The 24,704-nt window shown below is 55.6% G+C and carries 26 protein-coding genes; 13 read left to right on the top strand and 13 right to left on the bottom strand.

Annotation, left to right across the window (positions count from 1 at the left end; all coding sequences use genetic code 11):
• Entirely contained in the window at nt 1–876 is an 876-nt protein-coding gene (locus ACOOFE_RS03250; protein ID WP_420413624.1) for a LysR substrate-binding domain-containing protein, read from the bottom strand.
• A 117-nt stretch (nt 877–993) separates the two neighbouring features.
• Here ACOOFE_RS03250 and ACOOFE_RS03255 point away from each other — a divergent pair, with 117 nt between their 5' ends.
• The gene (locus ACOOFE_RS03255) at nt 994–1,968 is read left to right on the top strand and encodes an NAD(P)-dependent oxidoreductase (protein ID WP_420413625.1); all 975 of its coding nucleotides are present in this window, start codon (nt 994–996) and stop codon (nt 1,966–1,968) included.
• A gap of 20 nt (nt 1,969–1,988) precedes the next feature.
• Nucleotides 1,989–3,413: an aldehyde dehydrogenase family protein gene (locus tag ACOOFE_RS03260; RefSeq protein ID WP_420413626.1), complete on the top strand. Its 1,425-nt coding sequence runs from the start codon at nt 1,989–1,991 to the stop codon at nt 3,411–3,413.
• Nucleotides 3,414–3,554: 141 nt separating this feature from the next.
• Here the strand turns inward: ACOOFE_RS03260 and ACOOFE_RS03265 are convergent, their stop codons facing one another.
• The 10 genes from ACOOFE_RS03265 to ACOOFE_RS03310 form a co-directional block, all read right to left on the bottom strand.
• Nucleotides 3,555–3,737, bottom strand: coding sequence for a hypothetical protein (locus ACOOFE_RS03265; RefSeq protein ID WP_420413627.1), 183 nt, complete (start codon nt 3,735–3,737; stop codon nt 3,555–3,557).
• Between the two features lie 50 nt (nt 3,738–3,787).
• Nucleotides 3,788–4,345, bottom strand: coding sequence for an SRPBCC family protein (locus ACOOFE_RS03270; RefSeq protein ID WP_420413628.1), 558 nt, complete (start codon nt 4,343–4,345; stop codon nt 3,788–3,790).
• A gap of 39 nt (nt 4,346–4,384) precedes the next feature.
• A complete protein-coding gene (locus ACOOFE_RS03275) occupies nt 4,385–5,257 on the bottom strand; it encodes an XdhC family protein (protein ID WP_420413629.1) in 873 nt (290 codons plus the stop codon).
• Between the two features lie 19 nt (nt 5,258–5,276).
• Nucleotides 5,277–6,476 (bottom strand): vWA domain-containing protein, encoded by a 1,200-nt coding sequence (locus ACOOFE_RS03280; protein ID WP_420413630.1) that lies wholly within the window; start codon nt 6,474–6,476, stop codon nt 5,277–5,279.
• A 3-nt stretch (nt 6,477–6,479) separates the two neighbouring features.
• Complete coding sequence (locus ACOOFE_RS03285; RefSeq protein ID WP_420413631.1) at nt 6,480–7,361, bottom strand: AAA family ATPase; 882 nt, start codon at nt 7,359–7,361, stop codon at nt 6,480–6,482.
• 25 nt (nt 7,362–7,386) lie between these two features.
• Nucleotides 7,387–7,530, bottom strand: a complete 144-nt coding sequence (locus tag ACOOFE_RS03290; RefSeq protein WP_420413632.1) for a hypothetical protein — start codon at nt 7,528–7,530, stop codon at nt 7,387–7,389.
• 65 nt (nt 7,531–7,595) lie between these two features.
• Entirely contained in the window at nt 7,596–10,016 is a 2,421-nt protein-coding gene (locus tag ACOOFE_RS03295; RefSeq protein ID WP_420413633.1) for an aerobic carbon-monoxide dehydrogenase large subunit, read from the bottom strand.
• Nucleotides 10,013–10,522: a (2Fe-2S)-binding protein gene (locus ACOOFE_RS03300; RefSeq protein WP_420413634.1), complete on the bottom strand. Its 510-nt coding sequence runs from the start codon at nt 10,520–10,522 to the stop codon at nt 10,013–10,015. Before ACOOFE_RS03300 ends, ACOOFE_RS03295 begins: the two co-directional genes overlap by 4 nt.
• A gap of 21 nt (nt 10,523–10,543) precedes the next feature.
• Entirely contained in the window at nt 10,544–11,410 is an 867-nt protein-coding gene (locus tag ACOOFE_RS03305; RefSeq protein WP_420413635.1) for an FAD binding domain-containing protein, read from the bottom strand.
• A gap of 394 nt (nt 11,411–11,804) precedes the next feature.
• Nucleotides 11,805–13,067 (bottom strand): MHYT domain-containing protein, encoded by a 1,263-nt coding sequence (locus tag ACOOFE_RS03310; RefSeq protein ID WP_420413636.1) that lies wholly within the window; start codon nt 13,065–13,067, stop codon nt 11,805–11,807.
• 362 nt (nt 13,068–13,429) lie between these two features.
• On the opposite strand from ACOOFE_RS03310, the gene ACOOFE_RS03315 reads away from it, so the two are divergent.
• The 4 genes from ACOOFE_RS03315 to ACOOFE_RS03330 all read left to right on the top strand — a co-directional run bounded on the left by ACOOFE_RS03315 (nt 13,430) and on the right by ACOOFE_RS03330 (nt 17,044).
• The gene (locus ACOOFE_RS03315; RefSeq protein ID WP_420415536.1) at nt 13,430–14,287 is read left to right on the top strand and encodes a metal ABC transporter substrate-binding protein; all 858 of its coding nucleotides are present in this window, start codon (nt 13,430–13,432) and stop codon (nt 14,285–14,287) included.
• A gap of 119 nt (nt 14,288–14,406) precedes the next feature.
• A complete protein-coding gene (locus tag ACOOFE_RS03320) occupies nt 14,407–15,279 on the top strand; it encodes a manganese/iron ABC transporter ATP-binding protein (RefSeq protein WP_420413637.1) in 873 nt (290 codons plus the stop codon).
• On the top strand, nt 15,276–16,178 hold the full coding sequence (locus ACOOFE_RS03325) for a metal ABC transporter permease (RefSeq protein WP_420413638.1): 903 nt from the start codon (nt 15,276–15,278) through the stop codon (nt 16,176–16,178). The genes ACOOFE_RS03320 and ACOOFE_RS03325 overlap by 4 nt, the downstream gene beginning before the upstream one ends.
• A complete protein-coding gene (locus ACOOFE_RS03330; protein ID WP_420413639.1) occupies nt 16,178–17,044 on the top strand; it encodes a metal ABC transporter permease in 867 nt (288 codons plus the stop codon). The genes ACOOFE_RS03325 and ACOOFE_RS03330 overlap by 1 nt, the downstream gene beginning before the upstream one ends.
• A gap of 58 nt (nt 17,045–17,102) precedes the next feature.
• On the opposite strand, the gene ACOOFE_RS03335 is transcribed toward ACOOFE_RS03330, so the two are convergent.
• Entirely contained in the window at nt 17,103–18,161 is a 1,059-nt protein-coding gene (locus ACOOFE_RS03335) for an MBL fold metallo-hydrolase (RefSeq protein ID WP_141185111.1), read from the bottom strand.
• A 96-nt stretch (nt 18,162–18,257) separates the two neighbouring features.
• On the bottom strand, nt 18,258–18,644 hold the full coding sequence (locus ACOOFE_RS03340; protein WP_420413640.1) for a YciI family protein: 387 nt from the start codon (nt 18,642–18,644) through the stop codon (nt 18,258–18,260).
• A gap of 104 nt (nt 18,645–18,748) precedes the next feature.
• Here ACOOFE_RS03340 and ACOOFE_RS03345 point away from each other — a divergent pair, with 104 nt between their 5' ends.
• Genes ACOOFE_RS03345 through ACOOFE_RS03375 form a run of 7 tightly spaced genes read left to right on the top strand, consistent with a single transcriptional unit; the run spans nt 18,749 to nt 24,660 of the window.
• Nucleotides 18,749–19,630: a fumarylacetoacetate hydrolase family protein gene (locus tag ACOOFE_RS03345; RefSeq protein ID WP_420413641.1), complete on the top strand. Its 882-nt coding sequence runs from the start codon at nt 18,749–18,751 to the stop codon at nt 19,628–19,630.
• On the top strand, nt 19,627–20,307 hold the full coding sequence (locus ACOOFE_RS03350) for a malonic semialdehyde reductase (protein WP_420413642.1): 681 nt from the start codon (nt 19,627–19,629) through the stop codon (nt 20,305–20,307). The genes ACOOFE_RS03345 and ACOOFE_RS03350 overlap by 4 nt, the downstream gene beginning before the upstream one ends.
• Before the next feature lie 9 nt (nt 20,308–20,316).
• Nucleotides 20,317–20,772, top strand: coding sequence for an OsmC family protein (locus ACOOFE_RS03355; protein WP_141185115.1), 456 nt, complete (start codon nt 20,317–20,319; stop codon nt 20,770–20,772).
• 30 nt (nt 20,773–20,802) lie between these two features.
• Nucleotides 20,803–21,888 carry a C4-dicarboxylate TRAP transporter substrate-binding protein gene (locus ACOOFE_RS03360; protein WP_141185116.1) on the top strand — a complete coding sequence of 362 codons (1,086 nt, stop codon included), beginning with the start codon at nt 20,803–20,805 and terminating at the stop codon, nt 21,886–21,888.
• A 28-nt stretch (nt 21,889–21,916) separates the two neighbouring features.
• The gene (locus tag ACOOFE_RS03365) at nt 21,917–22,477 is read left to right on the top strand and encodes a TRAP transporter small permease (protein ID WP_141185117.1); all 561 of its coding nucleotides are present in this window, start codon (nt 21,917–21,919) and stop codon (nt 22,475–22,477) included.
• On the top strand, nt 22,474–23,781 hold the full coding sequence (locus ACOOFE_RS03370) for a TRAP transporter large permease (RefSeq protein ID WP_141185118.1): 1,308 nt from the start codon (nt 22,474–22,476) through the stop codon (nt 23,779–23,781). Before ACOOFE_RS03365 ends, ACOOFE_RS03370 begins: the two co-directional genes overlap by 4 nt.
• A 9-nt stretch (nt 23,782–23,790) precedes the next feature.
• Nucleotides 23,791–24,660, top strand: a complete 870-nt coding sequence (locus tag ACOOFE_RS03375; RefSeq protein WP_420413643.1) for a dioxygenase — start codon at nt 23,791–23,793, stop codon at nt 24,658–24,660.
• Nucleotides 24,661–24,704: the final 44 nt, after the last annotated feature.

A 24,704-nucleotide genomic window follows, 5' to 3' on the forward strand; every position in this document is an offset into this window, starting at 1 on the left:
TCAATTGAGGATGTGTCTGAGCCAATCTTTGACCGTTTCGACCTCCGGACGGGTGCGGGTTTTATGGTCCCGTTCAACCAGGTAATGGTCTTGGCCGAGCGGAATGCTGGTCTCCAAAGGAATGGCCAGTCTGCCTGTGTCTCTTTGCCGGATCGCCGCGCGTTCCAGAATCAATGCAACGCCAGCCCCGGAGGCCGCTAGTTCGGCAGCAGCCAGAGTGGTGTCCGCCATGACACGCGGGTGGTCTTCTGACGGTGTCAGGCCGTAGTGGGCAAAATACCGGCCCCATTGATCTTCAAATCCCAGAATGTGAATGAGTGGTGTGGAACACAGCGCATCCGGCGACTTGATTTCTTGCGAAAGCGAAGGGGTACACACTGGAACAATGGTGTCTTTTGCCAAGAGCTCTGCATGACCGTCCGGCCACTTTCCATTTCCAAGACGCACATCGATGTCGACTTCGGTTTCCAGAACCGTTTCCGCCCAAATTGCCGATAAAAGCCGAACATTGATCAACGGATTTGCCTTTAGAAACTCCGGCAACTGGGGGGCTATGACGAGGACCGTTGTTGAAATCGGGGCGCGCAAGGTGATGGTACCAGTGTGTTTCGCGCCAAACAGGCCTGCGGTCGAGAGAGCCAGCTCGTCAATCGCTTTGCGGACGGACGGCAGATAGGCCTTGCCAATTTCGGTCATCGTCAACTTCCGCGTCGATCGCCGGAAGAGCGAATGGCCAAGCTGGCTTTCCAGATTGCGGATGTGGGTGCTGACAGCCGCCTGGGTGAGGCCAAGTTCCTGGGCCGCCGCGGTAAAGCTGCCGAGCCGGGCCGCAGATTCAAAGCTGCGAAGCCACAACAGATTGGGCAAGTTAGACATGTCTTTATTGATAAAAAATATCGCTAAATGTCCATCAATTTATTCGTTTTTCTTTCTGAAAAAAGTCGCTGATCCTTGGCTCAGTTGAATTGGTATCTCGGACACGCAGAGGCGGACATGAACGTAGGATTTATCGGGTTAGGGAATGTTGGCGGTAAGCTTGCGGGCAGTATCTTGCGCAACGGATTTGAGCTGACGGTTCTTGATCTCGACGAAAACTTGATGGCCAAATTTGTCTCGAACGGCGCCAAGCGGGGCGAAAGCCCGAGGCAACTGGCTGAAACTTGCGATGTGGTGATCACCTGTCTGCCAAGCCCGGCAGCCTGTGCAGCCGTGGTTGAAGGGCCTGACGGGATCTTGGAAGGGATCGGGCCAGGCACGGTTTGGGCGGAAATGTCGACCACCGATGCAAGCGAAGTGAAGCGACTGGCAGGTCTTGCAATCGCAAAGGGCGGCGAGGCAATCGAATGTCCGGTCTCCGGCGGTTGCCACCGTGCGGCGACGGGCAACATTTCCATTTTCGCCGGCTGCAGCCGTGAGACCTTTGAAAAGGCCTTGCCATTCTTGACCGTCCTCGGGCGGAGGGTGTTGCACACCGGTGAGATCGGTTCAGCATCAGTCCTGAAAGTGGTCACCAATTATTTGGCGACGGCCAATCTTGTTTCAGTGTGTGAGGCGCTGACAACGTGTAAGGCGGCTGGTATGGATTTGAACACGGCCTATGAAGCGATCAAGATTTCGTCTGGCACGTCCTTCGTTCACGAGACGGAGGGTCAGGTTATCTTGAATGGGTCGCGGGATATTTCTTTCACCATGGATCTGGTTGCCAAGGATATTGGCTTGTTTCAGGCGATTGCCGAAACGCATGAGGTGCCGCTTGAGTTGTCGCCCCTCCTGAACAAGATTTTTGCCGATGGCATCGAACGTTACGGTCCGCGGGAGCTTTCACCCAATATCATCAAGCGTTTGGAAGAGGACACTGGCCTAACAATTTTAGGCGATGGGTTTCCGGCCGAAATGGCAGACGATGAACCGGAAGAGCCGGGCTATGAAGTTGTTGCAAATCGTGCTCAAAGTGTTGCGGCTGAATAGGGATAGGCGCGAAAACAATCATGTTGGACAAAAGACAATTCTATATTGATGGCCAGTGGGTTGATCCGGTCGAAGGCAAGGATTTTGAGGTGATCAATCCGGCAACCGAACAGCCGGTTGCCGTGATTTCTCTCGGGTCTTCTTCGGACCTCGACAAGGCGGTCGCGGCTGCCAAGGTTGCCTTTGAAACCTGGTCAGAAACGTCCGTTGAAGACCGGGCGGCTTTAATCGAACGTGTGATCGAAATTTATGAGCGCCGCTCAGCTGAAATGGATGACGCAATCCGCCTGGAAATGGGGGCCCCGGCCAAGTTCGCGCGTGAACAGCAGACACCCGCCGGATCAGGTCATTTTCAGGCAACCCTGGAGGCGCTGAAAGCCCACGAATGGGAACGGCCGAGCCCACGCGGCGGCAGCACCTTGCGGAACGAGCCGATCGGCGTCTGCGGTCTGATCACACCGTGGAACTGGCCGATCAACCAAATCGCGGCAAAGGTTGCACCAGCACTGGCCGCTGGATGCACCATGGTCTTGAAACCGAGTGAAGTCGCGCCGCTCTCGGCAATGCTGTTCGCAGAAATTCTTCATGAGGCGGGCTGCCCGGCTGGTGTCTTCAATCTGGTGAATGGTGACGGGTTGGGTGTCGGCGCGCCGATGTCATCCCACCCGGACATCGACATGGTGTCTTTCACCGGATCGACGCGGGCAGGGACCTCTGTGTCCCAAAACGCCGCGCCGACGGTCAAACGGGTGGCACTGGAGCTCGGCGGTAAGTCTGCCAATCTTCTGTTCGCCGATGCCGATCTTGAAACGGCGGTCCGGACATCGGTTGAGGGCTGTTTTTCCAACTCCGGCCAGTCGTGTGACGCTCCAACCCGGCTGTTGGTTGAGCGCTCTGTCTACGATGAGGCCGTCACGTTAGCCAAACGGTTTGCGGAAGAAACCGAAGTCGGCAATCCGGAAAAAGACGGTGATCATATCGGACCCGTCGTCAGTCAACTCCAGTATGACCGCATTCAAGGGCATATCGAAGCCGGTTTGAAAGATGACAATAAACTGATCACTGGCGGCCCGGGCAAACCGGAAGGTCTGGAAACCGGGTATTATGTCCGCCCGACGATCTTTGCCGATGTGAGCAATGACATGCATGTCGCGCGGGAAGAGATCTTTGGACCGGTGCTGGCGATTTTACCGTTCGAAACGGAAGAAGAGGCCATCCGGATCGCCAACGATACGCCTTACGGGTTGGCCGCCTATATTCAGACTGGAGATCCGGAACGGGCCAATCGGGTCGCCCGTAAATTGCGCGCAGGCAACGTCTATATCAACGGCGCAGGCATTGATTACGATGTTCCCTTCGGCGGTTACAAACAGTCCGGCAACGGCCGCGAGTTTGGCCAGTTCGGTCTTGAGGACTTTTTGGAACTGAAGGCGATTACGGCCTGAGGCCGGTTTCGCCCTATCAGCCCCGCTTGCGCCGCCCCGGCCTTGAGCCGGGGTCTTGACGTTTGGCAAGGTGATCCCGGCTCAAGGCCGGGACGGCCAAGCATTGGTTCGCTTGCTGATGCCTTTGCTTAGCCGAAAACGTCAGCCAGCCGAAGAACAGATCTGCAGAAGCGCTGCGATCTGGGGTGTCGCGAGACCCAGGCAGCAGGCGTGAACTGTTGCCAGGAAAACAGTCAGCACGCTTCCGGTACCAAGAGCCAACAGGAGAGACATATCCTGCCGGATCTCATTCCAAGCATCTTTCACGGAAATTGTTGCTGTCATTCGTGGTGTCCTCCCAAATCAGTCTATGCCAGCCCAGCTGGACCGTAACCTTACTCAGCAGCCTCTTGTGGCTGGTCGTCTGTTTTCTTGCCGCCGAACAGGCCGCCCAGCCAGCCTTTCTTTTCTTTCGGAGCTTCCGCTGCTTCAGCATCGCCTTCTTCGGCTGAGGCACTTGGAGCAACTTGTTCTGCAAAAGCGGTAAAGAACTCGCCTGCCAGTCGCTTTGCCGTTGAATCAATCAGCCGTGCTCCAAGTTGCGCCAACTTGCCGCCGACTTTGGCGTCAACGTCATAGTGCAGAATGGTTGCCTTGGGGCCATCCTCTTCAAGACGGACAACCGCGCCGCCACGGGCGAAACCGGCAACGCCGCCTGCACCTTCGCCCTCAATGCGGTAACCATTCGGCGGGTCGAGATCGAGCAGTTCCACTTTGCCGCCGAAGGTTGCCTTCACGGGGCCGACCTTCAGCTTCACCTTGGCTTCCAGTTCCGTATCGGAGTTTTTTGTGAGCTCCTCGCAGCCGGGAATGGAAGCTTTCAGGATGTCCGGATCATTCAGAGCGGCCCATACGGTTTCGCGCGGGGCTTCGATCCTTTGGCTGTCGGTCATTTGCATAAAGGGTGTCTCCGTGGTGTCTGTGAATCAGTTTCAGATGAGATGAATGTCCGTGCCGCGTTGGCCTTTTCTGCGGACCATCAGAAGTTCGGCAAGAATGGAGAGCGCGATCTCTTCTGGTGTGATCGCACCGAGGTCAAGACCAGCAGGACCACTGATCCTGTCCAAATCCGCTTCTTGAATGTCCTTTTCGCGCAGCTTGTTTTTAAGTGCGGCGATCTTCCGATTGCTGCCGACAAAGGCGATGTGTTTTGACCGGGCTGCGAGGGCTGCCTCAAGGGCCGCAACATCCCCGCGCCCTTGTGTGGAAACCACGACAAATCGGTCTGCATTGCTGTTTTCTGGAACACCAAAGCCGTCGATCCACTCGCAGTATTCGGGGAACGCAGACAGATCGTCCAGCGGTGCGTAGGCGACACAGTCAAAACCAATTGACGGCCCCTGTTTCGCAAGCGCCACCGCAACCGGGCTGGAGCCCAGAATGACAAGTTTGGGCCTTGGCAGAACGGGCTCAACGAAAATATCCATTGTTCCCTGGCTCGGGCACATGTTTTTGGCGAATTGAATGCCTTCGCGATTGTCGCCAGCTTCGACACCAAGCTCAGCCAGGAGTTCTTCCGGCTGGATGGAAATCAGCTTGGTTTCACCGTCCTCAATCGCAGCTTTTGCCGCTTTCACCACCGCCGAGCGGGCACAGCCGCCGCCAATCCATCCACCAAAAATACTACCGTCTGCACCGATCACCGCCTTTGCGCCAGCCTTGGCAGCTGTGACAGAAATCGTACGGACAACAGTTGCCACGGCAAAGGGTTCAGCCTCATTGCGCAAGCGGTCCGTCAGGGTGGCGAGATCATCCGTCAAGGTCGGGTGGGCTGTGCCGATGGTGGCAGGATCGGAGTGTTTCATAGGTTTTTCTCCCATCGCATCAGAGGCTCGCCAGATAGGGTTCAAGGGCAGCGAGGCTGTTTAGATTATGGGCCGGTGCAAACAGGTCGACATGGGGCAGGGCGGCCTGCATGCCGCTTGTCACCGGTTCGTATCCGTCCCAACCAATCATCGGATTGAGCCAGACTATCCGCTTGCAGCGTTTGCGCAGGCGGTTCATTTCTTCGCCGAGCTGGTCCGGAGTGCCCGTGTCATAGCCGTCCGAGAGGATCATCACGCAGGTACGGGAATGAATGACGCGGGCCGCATGGTTTTGGTTGAAGTCGGCCAGTGCCTCGCCGATTTTGGTGCCGCCTCCGATGCCCTGCGCCATCAGGCCCATCCGGTCGAGCGCGCGTGTTGTGTCGCGTTCCGAAAGAGCGGATGAGACATGCACCAGTCGGGTGTGAAAGAGAAAGGCTTCGGCTTCCCGGAAATTGTCGAGCATACCGTGCACAAACCGGGTGAAGACGCCGGTGTAGTTGCTCATGGAGCCGGAGGCATCGAGCAGGATCACCAGTCGTAGCTGGCGCGCGCGCGGACCCTTGTGGATCAATTCAATTGGCGTGCCGCCGTGAGCGATGGAATGATGGATTGTCTTGCGCAGATCCAGGCGTGGACCCTTGCGTTTTTGCTTGTCGCGCCGGGTTAGGCGGATCCGCATGGCTCTTGCGAGCTTTTCTGCCAATTCATGAGCTTTGGCCATTTCATCCGGATCATGGATGTTGCGGAAGTCGACTTTGCCGAGGTTTTCCGCAATGCTAGCGCCTTCCCGGCGGCCGGACGGTGTGTCGTCATTGCTTTCGTCCTCTTCGCCCGGGATCCGCTCAACATCGCCTGCGATGGTGTCCTGGCGAGCGCCTTGTGCATCCACCAGTTCGCGGATGGTCTTCATGGACTTCTTTGAGCTGGTGCCAGATACCTTGATGCCGGATTTAACGCCGCGCCCAAGCCAGTAAGCATCGAAAAGTTCGTCGAATTTCTTCCAATCCGAAAGCCGCCCACAGAAAAGCGCCCGGAACGCTTCTTTCAGTTTTTGCGGCCGTTTGAGGGCCTCAGACCGCAACAGTTTGACAGCATCTTCCGTTTCTCCCAATCCCACCTTGTAGCCGCTGTCGCGCAGCGAGCGCACAAATCCGGCGAGCCGGACCCGGAGGGCGGCACCAAGATCGTTGCGTGTTTCAAGGGAAAGACTGGTCACGGATTAAGCCACCTTTCCAAGCAGGCGGTCGGTGACTTCCGGCGTGATCCGGGCCTGGTCTTCGCGGGTTTTCAGAACACACACGAGCGTATCGAAAACCAGTTCACGTTGCTCATGGAGTTTTTTCGTTCCGAGACCCACAAGGGCTGCCGCCCAGTCAATGGTTTCGGCAACACCGGGAACCTTCGTCAGATCCTCTTTCCGCAATTTGCCCATCAATTCAGCGATTTGCAGGGCAAGGGCCGTGTCCAGCCCGTCGACGCGGCTCAAGAGAATACGGGCCTCGCGGCCGGTGTCCGGGTAATCGACATAGTGATAGAGGCATCGCCGGCGCAGCGCGTCCGAGAGTTCACGAGTTCCGTTTGAAGTGAGGATTACCCGGGGAATGCTCTTGGCTTCAATCGTGCCAAGCTCGGGAATAGACACCTGAAAGTCCGAAAGAAGTTCCAGAAGAAAGGCTTCGAATTCCTCGTCGGCCCGGTCGACTTCGTCGATCAGAAGAACCGGAGCCTTGTCCTGCCGGATGGCCGCTAGCAGGGGGCGTTCCAGGAGGTACTTTTCGGAAAAAACCGCTTCTTCGACCGTTTCGGCATCTGCGCCGCGGCCTTCGCGCGCCTTAATGGCAAGAAGCTGGCGCTGGTAATTCCACTCATAGATCGCATCGGACCGGTCAAGGCCCTCATAACACTGCAGCCGGATGAGATCCGTGTCTTCTAGCTTTGCCAGCGCTTTGGCAACTTCGGTCTTGCCAACGCCGGCCTCGCCTTCAAGAAGCAGAGGACGGTTCAGCATCTCCGTCAAAAGAAGAGCCATCGCCAGTCCGTTATCGGCGACGTAGCCCGTGGCGGCCAGCGCTTCGGCAAGGGTTTCTTTTGTCTGGGTCATCTTGGTCCGTTCAGTGGCACCCTCATTAGGATGCATCGGCCTTTTCCGGTCTGTTCTGGTTGGGTTTCGGCCAAACAACCAACCCGTTTGCGATGGCGATCTCGAACATGCGCGGGTAGGATGTTCCGGCTTGCAGGATCAGTTCATCAATCTGAACTATGCTGCTCATAAGGTGTTCCCTATTCTTTCCTCTCTCCCGGAAATCCGGGAGAGAGGTGGCTTGCAAACCTGCCCTTATCCGTGGGCACCAAGGTCCTTGGCCGCTTGCCAGATCCGCCAGGCATCATGCGGCATCTGAATGTGCGTTGAGCCCAGGAACTGGAACGCATCATTGACGGCATTGGAGAAGGCCGGGACACCGCCGACATTTGGGCTTTCACCCACGCCCTTTGCCCCGATGGGATGATGCGGGCTTGGGGTCACGGTATGGTCTGTCTCCCAATGCGGTGTTTCCACGGCAGTTGGGATGAAGAAATCCATGAAAGACGCGCCCATGACGTTGCCCATCTCGTCGTAGCGGATCTCCTGGCCCATCGCGATGGCGAAAGCTTCCGTCAAACCACCATGCACCTGGCCCTCAATGATCATCGGGTTGATCCGCGTGCCGCAATCATCCAGTGCGTAGAAGCGCCGGGTTTTTGCAACGCCGGTATCCACATCGATATCCATGACGCAGAAGTAGGCGCCAAATGGATAGGTCATGTTCGGTGGATCGTAGTAGCTAACCGCTTCGAGACCCGGCTCCATGTTGGGCGGCGGGGCGTTGTAGGCGGCCCAGGCGATTTCCTTCATGGACTTGCGTGCCTGCGGATTGCCTTTCACCTGGAAACCATCGACGTCCCACTCAAGGTCGTATTCTGAGACCTCCAGCATATGAGCTGCGATCATCTGAGCCTTGTTGCGGATCTTGCGCGCGGCAAGGGCAATGGCAGCACCGGCGACCGGCGTCGAGCGGGAGCCGTAGGTTCCAAGGCCGTAAGGCGCCGTATCGGTATTACCTTCCTCAACCATGATGTCATCGGCCGGTATGCCGATTTCAGTCGCAATGATCTGGGCCCAGGTTGTCTCATGGCCCTGGCCCTGAGACTTGGTGCCCATGCGCGAGATGACGGAGCCTGTCGGATGGACCCGGATTTCGGCACTGTCGAACATGGCAACACCGAGAATGTCGCAGTTCTTGGAAGGTCCAGCGCCGACGATCTCGGTGAAAAACGAGATGCCAATGCCCATGATCTCACGGGTTTCGCCGCGCTTGAAGGCTTCCTGTTTTGCCTTTTGCTCTTCACGCAGCTGACGGTAGCCGATGGTGTCCATCGCCTTCTGCATGGCGGTATGATAGTCGCCGCTGTCATACTCCCAGCCGAGAGCGGACTGATACGGGAATTGTTCCTTCTTGACGAAGTTTTTCATGCGCAGATCGGCCGGATCCATCTCAAGTTTTTGCGCCAGGATGTCCATGGCCCGCTCGATACAGTAGGCGGCTTCCGTCACGCGGAAGGAACACCGGTAGGCCACGCCGCCTGGCGCCTTATTGGTGTAGACACCGTCGACTTCGAGATGCGCCGCCGGGAAGTCATAAGACCCGGTGACGATGTTCATGAATCCAGCCGGCCATTTGGATGGATCGGCACAGGCGTCAAAACCACCGTGGTCGGCGAGGACGTGCACTTTTAGTCCGGTCACGGTGCCGTCTTTTTTTGCGGCGATTTCCGTGGTCATGTGATAGTCGCGGGCAAAGGATGTGGTGGAGAGGTTCTCCATCCGGTCTTCAACCCATTTCACCGGAACACCGGTGACGATGGAGGCCACGATCGAGCAGATGTAGCCCGGATAAGCGCCCACCTTGTTGCCGAAGCCGCCGCCAATATCCGGTGCAATCACATGGATCTTGTGCTCTGGAATGGTTGAGAGCAGGGAGGCGACTGTCCGGATGACATGTGGCGCCTGGAACGTTCCCCAAACGGTCAATTCACCCTTCACTTTGTCCATGGAGGCCACGCACTGGCAGGTCTCCAGCGGAGACGGGTGCGTGCGGTGATAGGAGATCATATCCTTGGTAACGACGTCTGCCTCGGCGAAGGCTTTTGCAGTTTCGTCCTTGTCGCCCACCTGCCACTTGAAGATGTGGTTGTGATGGTCGCGCGGACCATGCGCACCTTCGGTTTTACCTTCTAAATCCGGGCGCAGAACCGGGGCATCCGGATCCATCGATTTGAACGGATCGACCAGAACCGGCAGTTCCTCATAGTCGACTTCGACAAGCTGGATGGCATCGTCTGCGATGTAGCGGTTTTCCGCGACAACGAAAGCGACTTCCTGGTTCTGGTAGAGCACCTTGCCGTCAGCCAGCACCATCTGGACATCACCGGCTAGCGTCGGCATCCAGGCAAGGTTCACGCCTTTCAGGTCTTCGGCCGTCAAGACAGCAATCACACCTGGGATTTTGAGAGCTTCGGTTGCGTCGATCTTGGTGATCTTCGCGTGTGCATAAGGCGAGCGGACGAAGTCACCGAAGACCATGCCCGGCAGTTTCAGATCGTCGACATACTGGCCCTGGCCTTGCGTGAAACGAACATCTTCCACGCGCTTGCGTTTGCAGCCCATGCCTTCAAGGGCTGCTTCCCGCTGTTCCCGTGTCGGGGTCATGTCATTCATTCTGCAGCCTCCTGGAATTCAGTGCCGTTGAGCTTGGCCGCGGCATACTGGATGGCTTTGACGATGTTCTGGTATCCGGTGCAGCGGCAGAGGTTGCCGGCAATGCCCATGCGGATTTCTTCTTCCGTTGGGTTTGGGTTTTCTTTCAAGAGCACATGCGCGCGCATGATCATGCCCGGGGTGCAGAAGCCGCACTGAAGGCCGTGCATCTGGCGGAACCCTTCCTGCAAGGCAGACAGTGTGCCGTCGGCATTGGCCATGCCTTCAACAGTCGTTAGCTCCGCGCCGTTCGCTTGAGCTGCAAACATTGTGCAGGTTTTCACCGACATGCCGTTCATCTCAACCGTGCAAGCACCGCAATGTGAGGTCTCGCAGCCGATATGAGGGCCGGTGATATTCAGATCTTCCCGCAGGAAATGGATCAAAAGTGTGCGCGGTTCGACAAAGCGCTGCACCTTCTTGCCGTTCACCGTCATTGTGACCGGGATTTGTTCAATGTCGCTCATCTATTTCTCCCTCGTCACCGTTTATGAGCTTGCGCGTTCCGCTGCGCGGGCAAGGGCCCGTTCCAGCATGATGCCAGCCATCTTGGTGCGGTATTCTGCTGGACCGCGTCCGTCAGATGCCGGTTCCGTGATCGCTTCGGCAGCGGCGATCGCTTTTTTCACGGTGTCCGGGTCCAGGCTGGATCCTGTCAAAATGCCTTCAGCGTCTGCGGCATGAAGCGGTGTGTCCGCCACATTCGTCAGCGCGATGGAACAGGACGAAACTGTGTTTCCATCCATTGTCAGCACGACTGCGGCGGCCGCGGTGGCGTAATCGCCAACCTTCCGCTTCAGTTTTTCATATGCAAAACCGTGGCCAGACGGTGGTGTCGGGATGCGCACCGCTGTCAGGATTTCTTCCGGTGCCAGTGCGGTGAAGTAAGCTGCCTCATAAAAGTCGCGCGCAGCCACTTCACGGTTACCTTCCGGACCTGTCAGAACGTAGCTCGCATTGAGGCATTGCATCAGCGCCGGCATGTCATTGCCCGGATCGCCGTTAGCAACATTTCCGCCGAGCGTGCCGAGATAGCGGATTTGCGGGTCGGCAATCAGCAGCGACGTTTCGCGGATGATCGGCAGCTTTTCGCTCAGAAGGTCCGAGTGGATCATCTCGTGCTGTGTGGTCATCGCGCCAATGACGATGGTGCCGGCGTCTTCCTTGATCCCCTTGAGGCCTTCAACGCCTGCCAGATCAACCAGGTGTTCTGGCGCTGCCATGCGCAGCTTCATCATGGGAATTAGGCTATGTCCGCCAGACAATGGCCGGGCTTCATCGCCATGTTGGGCCAAAATAGAAACCGCTTCGGCAACGGTTGATGGCCGGTGGTAGATAAACTCACCAGGGATCACGTTGGTCTCCTCCCTCATTCTGTGCTGCGGTCTGCACCTACGTCAGCAAGTGAGCCACATCGACGTCCCAAACCTCTCATTCGGGTGATGTCTCGACATTCAGTCTGCTACCAAGGGTGGATGGTGTTGCGTTGCACCCTCAAGGCTGAGTGCACCGGAAGCCTGAAAATTGCACAAACTGCGGAGGCTATTGCACGAAGTACGACAGAAATGCTGTCGTATTTTGCGTCTATGAGAAACTACGTAGGTTTGCAGAAGGGCCTAACTGACTGAGCTATCTGTATTAGGCGTCTCTGCAGACAATAGGGAGTACACTCCGGCCGAAAGGTGCCGCCATTCGTGCAAAACCCCTTTTTGATCGGCTTTAGGCGGCGCTGTGGCAGGACTGCCGAAATTATTGCGCTGCAGCGGTGGACGGATCGCCGCTGGATTGCTCAAGGGAGGTCAATTTGGATTTGACGTGGCCCCATCGTGACCGGCTTACCGGAACCGTTTGACTGTCGTCTCCCGCTAGGTGCAGAACGCCACCATCGCCGGCCCTTTTGAAATTGATGACTTTTGTCAAATTGACGATATGGCTGCGGTGGACCCGATTGAAAATTTTGGGATCAAGCTGCTGCTCTGCTTCACTGATCGACAGAGGGCAGAAATACTCGCGGCTGCTGTCGTGGAGCCGGGTGTAGTGCGCATCCGCATGGATGGCGACGATCTCAGCGGGATCTATTTGCGTTTTCCGGCCATCAAGTTCAATCGGTATCGGCTTGCGAATGGCGCTGGCCGACTTGCGGACGGCTTTTGCTGCAGCTTGCAGACCAGAGGCTGGCTTCGGCTGCAGGCCTGTCTTTTGTTCAATTGGATGGGAGGTTGCTTGATCTGGGTCTACATCAGCGGAAATGTTGGCCGTAGGTGCGGAAACTGCGGTGCCTGCTTCTGCTTCGATTGATTTGTCACCGGACTGTGCTGGAACCAGCGCCAACAAAAATAGCGCCGATACTAAAAAGGCGACGCAGGAGACCAGAATGGCCAATGCTCCCGGCCCCAGAGAGGGGGCAGTCAAACTGGCAGCTGTTTGAGCCGGGTCAAAGGTCAATCCGGTCATTGCGGTGTAATGCATGGCGGAAATCGCAAGGCCCATGACAACGGCCGACACGACAATAGGCGGTCGCCGACCTGCGCTGAACAAGAGCCAAAGCGCCAAACCGGCAGCATTAAACGCGATCAAAAAGCTGGCAAGGACATAGGCGGGGTCATGCGCCATATGCAAAGACGTGTGCAAGGCATACATGCCGAGGTAGTGCATGGTGCAAATCCCGGCCCCCATCACAAAGGCAGACAGGCCGAGGCGGAGTGGGGTCAGGCGTTTGTTGCTGGCCGCAAAAACCGCGATACCGACAACCAGCACACAAACGAGAAACGACAGCAATGTCGGCAGAACCAGATAGTCTATGGTGACCTGAAACTTTGCTGCCAGGATGCCGACAAAATGCATGGACCAGATGGCAAGGGCCAGTGTCAGCGCAGCGCCTGCCAATAAATGGCGGCGGCGTGGATCTTGAGCGCTGCCGACCTGGACTGCCAAGCTTAATCCAACAAAACTCCCTTGGAAGGCCATAACCAAGGAAAGTGCCACGAGCCAAGGCTCGTGCGTCACTGTCATCGTGATGCCCCTCCCGTCTAGTGCCGTTCTCGCGCCTGACTCGGCTTTCCGGGAATTCATGATAGGCGAAGACTGTCAATTGTCCAAGTGTCTGCAAAAACACCGCGATTGGGTTTGCAGAACCTGGTGACAGCTTTCAAAGATCGCCGTGTTTTGGGAAGTCTGCTGTAATCAATCTTGGGAAAGCGGATCATTAGTGCCGCCGAGGGGTGGAGATTAATTCAGTTTTTAATGCAACTCATTCGCAACTGGGTTGACAGTTGCGAATGAGTTGCAATATCAATTGCGAGAAGGGGCAATATTCAAAGGGACATTTCAAAGTGAAAAAGACAATTCTCTTCGCCGCAGTTGCGGCGGTCGCCATGGCAGCGGCTTCAGGGGCCTCGGCCAAGGACAAGATGAAGGTCGTAACAACCTTCACTGTGATTGCTGATATGGCTGCAAATGTTGCCGGCGATGCTGCAGAGGTTGTCTCTATCACGAAGCCGGGGGCTGAAATCCATGGTTATGAGCCGACACCTCAAGATATCGTTCGGGCCCATGATGCCGATCTGATCCTTTGGAACGGTATGAACCTCGAACTCTGGTTTGAACAGTTCCTTGCCAATGTTGGTGAAGTTCCATCAGCCACTTTGACCGACGGTATCGACCCGATTTCCATCAAAAGCGGATCTTATGAGGGCAAGCCCAATCCGCACGCCTGGATGGGTCTTGGCAATGCGCAGATCTATATCGACAACATTGCAGCAGCGTTTTCAAAACATGATCCGGACAACGCGGTGACGTATGAAAAGAACGCTGAGGTCTACAAACAAGAACTGCGCGCGGTCATTGAACCTCTGCAGGCGACGATCAACAAGGTTCCAGAAGACAAGCGCTGGCTGGTCACCTGCGAAGGCGCCTTTAGTTATCTCGCCCGCGATTTCGGCATGAAGGAACTATATCTGTGGCCGATGAACGCCGATCAGGTCGGGACACCGAAACAGGTGCGGTCTGTGATTGATGGTGTCAGGGAAAACAACATTCCGGTCGTTTTTTGTGAGAGCACGGTCAATACGGCGCCAGCCGAACAGGTTGCCCGGGAAACCGGCGTGTCTTATGGCGGCGTCCTCTACGTCGACTCCCTCAGCGAAGCCGATGGCGCCGTTCCAACTTACCTCGATCTTTTGAAAGTCACCTCAAGCACGGTCGCTGAAGGCCTTGCAGCTGCAACCAACTGAGTGCGTTTGTCTGCTGAGCCCTGTTATTGCAGTTGTTTTGCAGATGAATGCAGCACACAATCACCTAAAGCGTCTAAGGGCGAAAAAGCTGCATGTTGAATGTTTTGAGGGAAGCGGGAATGGAGGTGGCTCCAGACCAAGCCGACAATGGGATTTCGGCTGAAGACGTGACGGTCACTTATCGAAACGGCCATACCGCTCTTTGGAATGCAAGTTTTGACATTCCGCGCGGCACGGTGACAGCTTTGGTCGGGGTCAACGGTGCCGGTAAATCGACCCTCTTTAAGGCGATCATGGGGTTTGTGCCTGCGGCCAAGGGCGATATCCGAATTCTCGATATGAGCGTCCGGGAGGCCTTACGGAAAAACCTGGTCGCTTATGTCCCTCAATCGGAAGAAGTAGATTGGTCGTTTCCGGTGCTGGTTGAAGATGTGGTCATGATGGGCCGTTATGGCCACATGGGCTTTCTGCGCTGGCCGAAAAAGGCAGATCATGAGGCGGTGTCAGAAGCGCTTGCCAGGGTCAATATGCAGAATTTCCGGCACCGTCAGATCGGGGAACTTTCTGGCGGACAAAGAAAACGGGTGTTTCTAGCCAGAGCATTGGCGCAGGACAGTCAAGTCATCTTGCTGGATGAACCCTTTACCGGCGTCGATGTGAAGACCGAAGAGCAGATTGTCGAGCTCCTGCGCGAGCTCCGAGCAGAAGGCCGGGTCATGCTGGTATCTACACACAATCTCGGTTCTGTGCCGGAATTCTGTGACCGGACGGTGCTGGTCAAAGGAACTGTGCTGGCGCATGGACCAACGGAGACAACGTTCACGCGTGAGAACCTGGAGCATGCCTTTGGCGGGGTGCTGCGCCACTTTACCATCAGTGATCAAACGCTTCACACAGATGGGGATGAGCGCACGGTCACCATCCTGACCGACGATGAGCGGCCCTTTGTGCAGTATGGTGGTGAAGTGCAAACCACTGAGGGGCGGAAATGATATCCGTTCTATTGGAGCCGTTCAGTTACAGTTACATGACCAATGCCATGTGGGTGTCGGCCTTGGTCGGCGGGGTCTGCGCATTTTTGTCTGCTTACCTGATGCTCAAAGGCTGGTCGCTGATCGGTGATGCGTTGTCTCACTCGGTCGTGCCGGGCGTGGCCGGCGCCTATATCCTCGGCTTGCCGTTCGCGCTGGGCGCCTTTATCGCCGGAGGGCTTGCAGCCGGGGCAATGCTGTTCTTGTCAGAGCGATCTGGTTTGAAGGTCGATGTCATCATCGGTTTGATCTTCACTTCTTTTTTCGGACTGGGCCTCTTCATCGTTTCGGTCAATCCAATGTCGGTGTCGATCCAAACCATCACGATGGGCAACATTCTGGCGATCACACCTGAAGACACCTTGCAGCTTGCGATCATTGGATTTGTCTCGCTGGCTGTCCTTCTCGTTAAGTGGAAGGACCTGATGGTGACCTTCTTTGACGAGAACCATGCCCGGACGATTGGGCTTCGGCCTGGCCTTTTAAAGGCCGTCTTCTTTATTCTGCTGTCGGCCTCTGTCGTGGCTGCGATGCAAACAGTTGGGGCTTTTCTTGTTATTGCCATGGTCGTAACGCCCGGCGCGACGGCCTATCTGCTGTGCGACCGCTTTCCACGGCTGATCATGCTGTCGGTCGTGATCGGATCGCTCACCAGTTTTGTTGGCGCCTACATCAGCTATTTTCTGGACGGTGCAACGGGCGGAATCATCGTCACCCTGCAAACACTAATCTTTCTCGTGGCCTTTGTGTTTGCGCCCAAACACGGCCTTCTGGCTGCCCGCCACAAGGCGGCTGAAGCTCTGCGCCAAGGGCCGGCTGACACAAACATGCACCAGGCCGTTGTCGGGGAGGACCTGTGATGGACCTCGATATGTTGATGCTGCCTTTCAAATTCGCGTTCATGCAGAATGCGTTTTTGATATGCGTGCTTGTTTCTGTCCCAACCGCGCTCTTGTCCTGCTTTCTAGTGATGAAGGGGTGGGCCTTGATGGGGGATGCTGTCAGCCACGCTGTGCTGCCCGGCATTGTGCTTGCCTACATCTTTGGTATCCCTTTGATCCTGGGGGCGTTTGGAGCAGGAATGATCTGCGCCGTTGCGACGGGCTATTTGTCCGGCAACAGCCGGGTCAAGCAAGACACGGTCATGGGGGTCGTCTTCTCCGGCATGTTTGGTCTTGGCATTGTGCTTTATGTTTCGATCGAAACGAATGCGCACCTAGATCACATCCTTTTTGGCAACATGCTGGGGGTTGGCAGTCAGGACCTTTGGACAGCGGGCATTATTTCGGTGCTGGTTGCCGGTGCGCTTGTCTTGAAATGGAAAGATCTTGTGCTGCACAGTTTTGATGCCGCTCAGGCGCAAGCCTCCGGCCTTCCGGTCAATGTGCTGCACTACGGATTGCTGGCAGCCCTGTCCTTAACGATTGTTGCCACATTGTCTGCGGCCGGATTGATCCTCGCGATCGGCTTGCTGATCGCTCCGGGTGCGATTGCCTTTTTACTGGTGCGCAAGTTCGGCACGATGCTTTGGGTCTCTGTGATTGTTTGTATGGGGTCTATGCTTGCCGGGACTTACCTGAGCTTCTTTTTGGACAGTGCCCCGGCGCCGACGATCGTGCTGATCCTGACGGCTGTCTTTATGATTGCGTTTATCAGGCGCCAAATTGTGACCCGGCGAATGTCGATGCGCCGGATTTCTCAGACTGAAGCGACTGCATCGGAATAAAAAAAGCCGGCTCACGCACTCGCGGGCCGGCTCAATTGTTTGATCAAAGATCTTTCGATCAGTTCTGCACTGGTAGAGTTAGAGAAACCAGGTCAGTCCCAACAATCGTGTCTCCTTCAAACCCGCTGTCCGAAACTGCGCCGAGATAATCTTCATTGGCCAAGGCGCCGTCAGGCAACTTGTAAGGGCCTTGGCGCGGTGCGCCAACGGGTGGGATCAAATGGGTCAGCATGAGATGTTTGACACCGGCACGGCGGGCCAAATGGCCAAGATCGGTGGCATTGCTTTGCCGGAAATAGATCGGCGGCGGGAAACCGGTCCCGCCATCCGGTCCCATCACCGGGTGGATTGTAGAATGAACCACGATGTCAGCACCATTAGCGAGTTTTTCAACCTGGGCTGATGTAGACGTTTCCCGAGGTGGCTTACGGGTGTCGTTTCCGGCATCTCCACCGATTACAACGCTGCCGGCCGGCGTATCAACCCGGTAGGAGGCATGACCTGCAATATGAGTTGAGCGGATAGCGCTGACCGTGACATCACCTTTGGCCCAAACCTGTTTTGCATCCTCTTCAGGCTTGAAGTCTTTCACGTTGATCAGGTCTGCAGGACCTCCGGGGAGCCGTTTTTTGTTTTCGGCAAGACGCTGGGCGATTTCACCGGAATTGATGAGCGCATCCCCAATATGTTTGGCAAAGCGTTCGCAGCTCAGGGCAAAACCAAGAGGAGACTTGGTTTCCTCGCTGCATACCAGATCCACCTTCGGACCGCCTGAATTGAAGTGCCAGCGCAACTGCATCATGTCGGCGAGGCCTTCCGTGTGGTCGGAGTGCAGATGGGTTAGAAAAACCGCATCTAGTTTTCCGACCGGAACTCCGGCCTGTGACAAGCGCTGTGTCGTTCCACGGCCGGTGTCGAACTGCAGACGAACGTCATTGCATTTGTTTTCCTGCGATCCGTATTGAACAAGAGTACCGGCACCCGCCTGTCCTTGAAAGACAGGAGGTCCGCCTTGGGTGCCGGTTAGTGTCACTTTGAGGCAAGGTTCCGCCATGGCGGTTTGAGCGGCAAAGGTACCCAAACCAATCAGCATTCCTGAGATTACTGTTCTCAACATTCTCTCCTCCCAACAGTTTTCGCTTTTGAACGGCGTGTTTTTGTTGGGCCACCGGAGCTCAGGATTGGCTGCCGGTCGCCAGTTAGCTTTTTGGTGTCATTTGAAGTCGATTTTTGCAGTAGACAGGCCGACCGATAGGGTGAAGCTGCCTTCATTGATCAGCCAGCGGCGGATTGTGTAGCTGCGTACTCCGCGCGCATGCATGGGGTCACCATCTGCAAGTTCCCGGGCGGCATCGAGCGATTCTGCTCTGTAAACAATCATGCCTTCTCCGAACATCTCTTCACCGCTTTCGTCAGAGACAGGACCGGCGAAGGCGAGGCTGCCTGCGGCCTCCATTTTGGCTTGGTAGGCAAGATGATCGGGCAGGGTGCCTGGAATATCTGCGTCGGGTCCTACTGGCTTGGTATTCACCACATAAAGCTCAAGCGCCAGGGCGCCTCGTTCTTTGGCTGTGCGTTTGTAATCTTCCCACTTGGGCATTCCGTTTCTCCCGATTTTTGGTGAGTATAAAAAAATCGATATTATTTGACAAATGAAAAAAACGTCGTCAAAGTGGAGGCTGATTTCGAAACACCGAGGAAACTATGCGCATCATTGTGGGAACGGGGCCGGCAGGGCCAGGCGTCTACCTGATCGAGGGGGAACAGGCGTGGAATTTAACGGCACTCGACAATGCCGTTGGCCATGATCTGATGGGACTAATTGCCGGTGCAGCTGATGCTGCGGCTTTAGCGGCCCGCAAGGACGGTGTGGCCGCGTGTGACGCTGCAGCCATCACACCTGCGCTACCGGTAACGAAGCCCGGTAAGATTATCTGTCTCGGCCTCAATTACGTCGACCACATCAAAGAGGGTGGATACGATGTGCCCACCTATCCTGCGCTATTTATGCGGTCCACCACATCAATGATCCCTGCAGGCGCCCCAATGGTCCGCCCTTCCTGTTCTGAACAGCTGGATTATGAAGCCGAGTTGATGGTGATTATCGGCAAAGGCGGTCGGCATATCAGCGAAGCGGATGCCCTTGATCATGTCTTTGGCTATACGCTGTTCAATGATGGGTCCGTGCGCGAATACCAGCGCAAGACGCACCAGTGGACGCCGGGCAAAAATTTTGATGGCACAGGCCCGATTGGACCAGTTGTTGTGACGCCAGATGAGCTTCCGGATGGCGCGGAAGGTCTGAAAATCGAAAGCCGCGTCGGCAGCGAGATCCTTCAAAGCGCGACCACATCCGATATGCTTTGGAGTGTCGCGCGCACCATTTCCACCATCTCCGAATATACGACCCTCGAGCCCGGCGATTACTTGGCGATGGGCACCCCTCCAGGGGTTGGCCATGCCAAAAAACCGCAGCGTTGGTTGCGCCCGGGCGAGATTGTTGAAGTCGAGATTGAGGGCATCGGCATATGCGCCAATCCGATTGTGGCTGAAGAAGATGTTTCTGCGACGGAGGCCGCTGAATGACAATGTCTGCCTCAGTCGCGCCTGTCGGTGAAGCCTTGGAAAAACTCCGGGCCGAGGCGCAAGACGTGGTGCGATCCTTGCGGGGCCGGCTTCCGCACCTTGACGATGATAGTATCGATCTCATTCTTCGGGGGGCGCGCTCGCATTACGCCTGGCAAGACAAGCCTGTGTCCCGTGAGATGTTGGAGACGCTCTACGAGATCACCGCTTCCGGCCCGACAAGCATGAATACCTGCCCAGCACGGTTCTTCTTTGTTGAAAGCATGGAGGCTAAGCAGCGGCTGGCAAAATCGCTCAAGGATAAGAACATCGACAAGATGATGTCGGCTCCGGTGAGTGTGATTATTGCCCACGATCTCGAATTCTGGAAAGAACTGCCGTTCTTGTTTCCGCATGAGGACCGCAGGCCGCATTTTGTCGGCAAACCCGAGCACTCGGAAGTAACCGCATTTCGCAATGGAACATTGCAAGGCGCCTATTTCATGATAGCGGCGCGGGCACTTGGGCTCGATGTCGGGGCCATGTCCGGGTTTTCGAACCAGATTGTGGATGAAGAGTTTTTTGCAGGAACAACTCTCAAGTCCAACTTCCTGTGTAACCTGGGATATGCGGATGAAAGCGCATTGTTCCAGAAATTACCGCGGTTGCCGTTCGAGACGGCCTGTAAGTTTCTCTGAGAGGCACAGATGGCCATTCGGCAAAAAACAGTTATTACGGTTCGTATGACCGGCACTGCCAGCAGCCATTCCCGCTGCGAGGTTCTGGTGCGCGATCTGAAGTCAGAGATTGATGAGCCGGTTGAACGAGGCGGCACCAACACCGGGTTCTCTCCAACCGAAACCGCATATGCCGCGTTGATCGGTTGCACGAACACCATCGGCAACAAATGTGCAGACAAGCTTGGGGCCGATATCGGCCACCTCAGCTTTCAAATGGAAATTGATTTCGACCGGCGGGGCGTCCTCTTGATGGAGGAAGTGGATGTTCCATTCAAGGAAATCCGGCTCGACATCACGTCCGACGGCCCGGCGAGTGACGAAGAACTCGCGCAGGTCGCGGAAGAAACAGCCAAATATTGCCCGATTTCAAAGCTCTACGAACAAGCGGGAACCAATCTCGTGATCAGTTGGAAGAAGGCCTGAAACCTCGGAAGTTTTTTGGGAGGAAATACAATGATCGGAAAACTGACTAGACGGAGCGTGATTGCACTTGCAGCGTTGAGCGCAACGGCAATGCCATCCTTCGCGACCGAAGTTATCAAAGCGGTAGCGATCGACGGCTATCCGTCCAGAGCTATGTGGGTGAAAGAATTCTCAGAGTTCTTCATCCCAGAAGTCGATAAGCGCCTTGCCAAGACCGGCAATTACAAGATCGAATGGCAAGAAAGCTACGGCGGCTCAATCGTCAAGCCGAAGGGCGTCCTTGAGGGGATTAAGCTTGGCCTCGGCGACATCGGTATCGTCACCACGATTTTCCATTCATCGAAACTGCCAAGCCAGGCTTTGTCGGCTGTGACACCGTTTATCGCGCCGGATGCAAGAGCGGTCGCGAAGGCGGTCGATGAAATCGCCAAAGAATTCCCGACAATGCAGAAGGAATTCGAGGCGCAGAATCAAGTCTATCTGGCAACGGGGGTTGTGCTCGATACCTATCAGGTGTTCTCCAAGGAACCGATTGATTCTATTTCCGATTTGGCCGGATCCAAAGTGGCCGGTGCCGGCATGAACCTGCGGTACCTGGAAGGCCTGGATAATGCGGCTGGTGTTCGTGGTGGTCTGACTGACTTCTATAACATGCTGCAGACCGGGCTTGTCGACAATGCCATGTTGTGGCCGGAAGCAGCCAAGACTTTCAAGATCGCAGAAGTCGCCCCTTATATGCTCAAAGCGGATCTTGGTGCGGTGAATTCCAAGACGATCACCGTCAACAAAGACTACTGGGACAAGTTGCCGGATGAGGTCAAAGGTGTCCTTCAAGAGGTCGCCGTGGCTTATCGTGACCATGTTGCCGGTGTCGCCATGGACCGGGCGGATGCAAGCCGGACTGCCTACATGGAATCGGGTGGAACCGTTGTTGAAATGGATCCGGCCGAGCGGGCTCAATGGGCTGCAAACATGCCGAATATTGCGGTCGAATGGGCGGCTGGTCTCGATACCAAGGGCGAGCCGGGCAGTGATATGCTCAAGGCTTATACGGCTAAGCTCAAGGACGCTGGTTATACGCCGGTCCGGGACTGGTCCGCGGAACTGACGCAATAAGCGCCGTATCAGAAACAGGATAGCTCATATGCTGCGTCTTTTGGACATCGGCCTGCGGGCTATCTCAACAGTGGCCAACTGGGTGGCGATTGGCGCCAACGCAGTTGGCACATTGATCGTCCTCGCCCTCGTTCTGGTGGTAAGTTATGATGTGGTGGCGCGTGGATTTTTCAACGCGCCATTCAGGGGAGCTGTCGAAGTTGTACAGTTCTCAATGGTTCTCATAGTCTTCCTACAGTTGCCGGACGTGGTGCGTGTTGGCCGTCTGACCCGCTCAGATGGGTTTCTGACAGTTTTGGGGGTGACACGCCCTGGTCTTGTAAAGTCGCTCCGCCGGCTGATCGATTTTGCATCTGCCGTGTTCATGGCGCTTGTCGCCTATGCGATTTGGCCAGAATTCCTAGAAATGTATGAAACAAAAGACTTCTTTGGCGTGCCAGGTGTGTTCACCGCGCCTTGGTGGCCCATAAAACTCGCGATCTATCTCAGTGCGGGTCTGTGCACAGTGATATTTCTGCTGAAGGTCTATCGGCCAGAAACCAAGCTTCCGCCGTTGCGTATGAAAGTAAACAAAGAGGACCAGGCGTGACACCTTTTGAAATTGGCACTCTGTCCGTCATCGCGATCGTAGTCCTGGTCTATATCGGCGTTTACATTCCGATTGCGCTTGGCCTCGTGTCTTTCGTTTCCATCCTGTTGATGCGGGACAATTTTGACCTCGCCATCAATCTTTTGAAAATCGCCATTGGCGACAGTGTGATGGAATACACCTTCGCCACGGTCCCCTTATTTACGTTTATGGGGCTAATCGTCTCAAAGGCGGGACTGGGCGCTGATATATATCAGGTGATGAATTCCGGTTTCCGGAGGGTCAAAGGCGGGATCGGAATGGCAACGGTCGGAGCCAATGCGGTCTTTGCGGCCGTGACTGGATCCTCCATCGCGTCTGCCTCGGTGTTTTCCAAGGTCTCTGTGCCGCAAATGTTGGCTTTCGACTACAATCCACGCTTTGCCGTTGGGGTGGTCGCCGGATCGTCGGTGCTTGGAATGATCATTCCGCCATCAGCGATGTTGATCATCTACTCTTTTGTGGCTGAGCAAAGTGTCGGCGATATGTTTTTGGCCGGGGTGGTTCCGGGACTGATGCTGGCCGCCGCTTATGTTGTCGCGATTTTCCTGATGGGCCGGCTGACGCCCAAATATGTTGGTGGCCGCTCGGTGGAAGAAACAGAGTGGATGTCACCGCTGGAAATCGCCGATAAGACTGTGCCAACGTTGGTGCTGATCGTTGCTGTCCTTGGTGGGATCTATACTGGCTGGTTGACGCCTGTGGAAGCGGGCGCTGCAGGATCGCTCCTGGGATTGTTGATCGCAGCGTTCCGCAAAAAATTGTCCCTGCAATCGCTCTGGCAGGCACTTTTAGAAACCGGTCATATCACCGCGTCCATTCTTTTCCTGATTACGGCTGCTTCGATCTACAGCCGGATGCTCGGGCTTGCTGGTGTGCCGAATGAGCTTGGCGATCTACTCAACGACACACAGATGACCTTCTTCTGGATCATGGTCATTTATGTACTCATGATGATTTTTTTGGGCACGATCCTCGATACGGCGTCGATCATCCTAATCGTCGTGCCGTTATTCCTGCCGCTGGTCGAGCCCATGGGCCTGTCGCTGGTCTGGTTCGGAATTGTGACGGTTGTTGGTGCAGAAATCGGGCTCCTGACACCGCCGCTCGGCATCTCCTGTTTTGTCATCAAAGCCACGTTGAACGACCCCAGGATTTCGCTCAAGGACGTTTTTGTCGGCGCGTTTCCGTTCGCGCTGGTCATGCTGATCGTCCTGGTTGCCTTGATCCGCTGGCCGTCATTGAGCCTGGCCATCCTAAACTAAGAGGACTTCATGCGCCGCGTCACCAAAGACAACATAACCGACGTTTTCATGAACTATTTCGGTCCGGATACAGACCCGCGGCTGAAGGAAATACTGAAGAGCCTCGTCACTCATTTGCATGATTTTGCACGTGATACGAACTTGACCCATGCCGAATGGCGTAAGGGCATTGAGTTTCTGGAGTGGGCTGGAAACATTTCTGACGAAGAGCGGCATGAATTTGTGCTGCTTTCCGATGTGCTCGGGTTGTCGTCCCTTGTCGACATGTTGAATTCCAGTCCGGACGGAACATCGTCAAGCGTGCTTGGTCCGTTCCATATTACCGGAGCACCAGCTTTGCCGATTGGCGGCGACCTCAGAAAGGACTTCAAAGAGCAAGTCCTTTTGGCCGAGGGCACGATCCGTGATGTCATGGGGAACCCGATCGAGGGAGCGGAACTTGATATCTGGCAGACCGCGCCAAATGGGATGTACTCTAGTCAGGATCCGGATCAGGACACCTATTCCTTCCATGGGATTCAAACAACCGGAAAAGACGGGCGTTATGCCTTTACGTCCGTGAAACCTATTAGTTACACGGTTCCAAGTGACGGGCCGGTTGGCGATATCTTGAATGCCAGCGGCCGCCACCCGTGGCGTCCGTCACACCTCCACTACATTGTAAAAGCGCCTGGGTATCGTGATCTGGTGACTGAGATTTTCCCGGATGATGATCCATATTTGGATGAAGACACGGTCTTTGGTGTCCGTGAAGATTTGATCATGACCTATGTCGAACAGCCGGCCGGAAGTTTCCCGGAAGAAGGGTTCGAGCTCTCCGGCAAGGTCGATGGGCCCTATTTGAAGGCTTCTTTCGATCTGATCCTGGTCAAGGCGTAGGCGGCAACGCTTAAAAAACAGAGGCGGGAGTTATGTGCCCGCCT

This window comes from Roseibium sp. (genome assembly GCF_965216085.1).
Taxonomy (GTDB): domain Bacteria; phylum Pseudomonadota; class Alphaproteobacteria; order Rhizobiales; family Stappiaceae; genus Roseibium.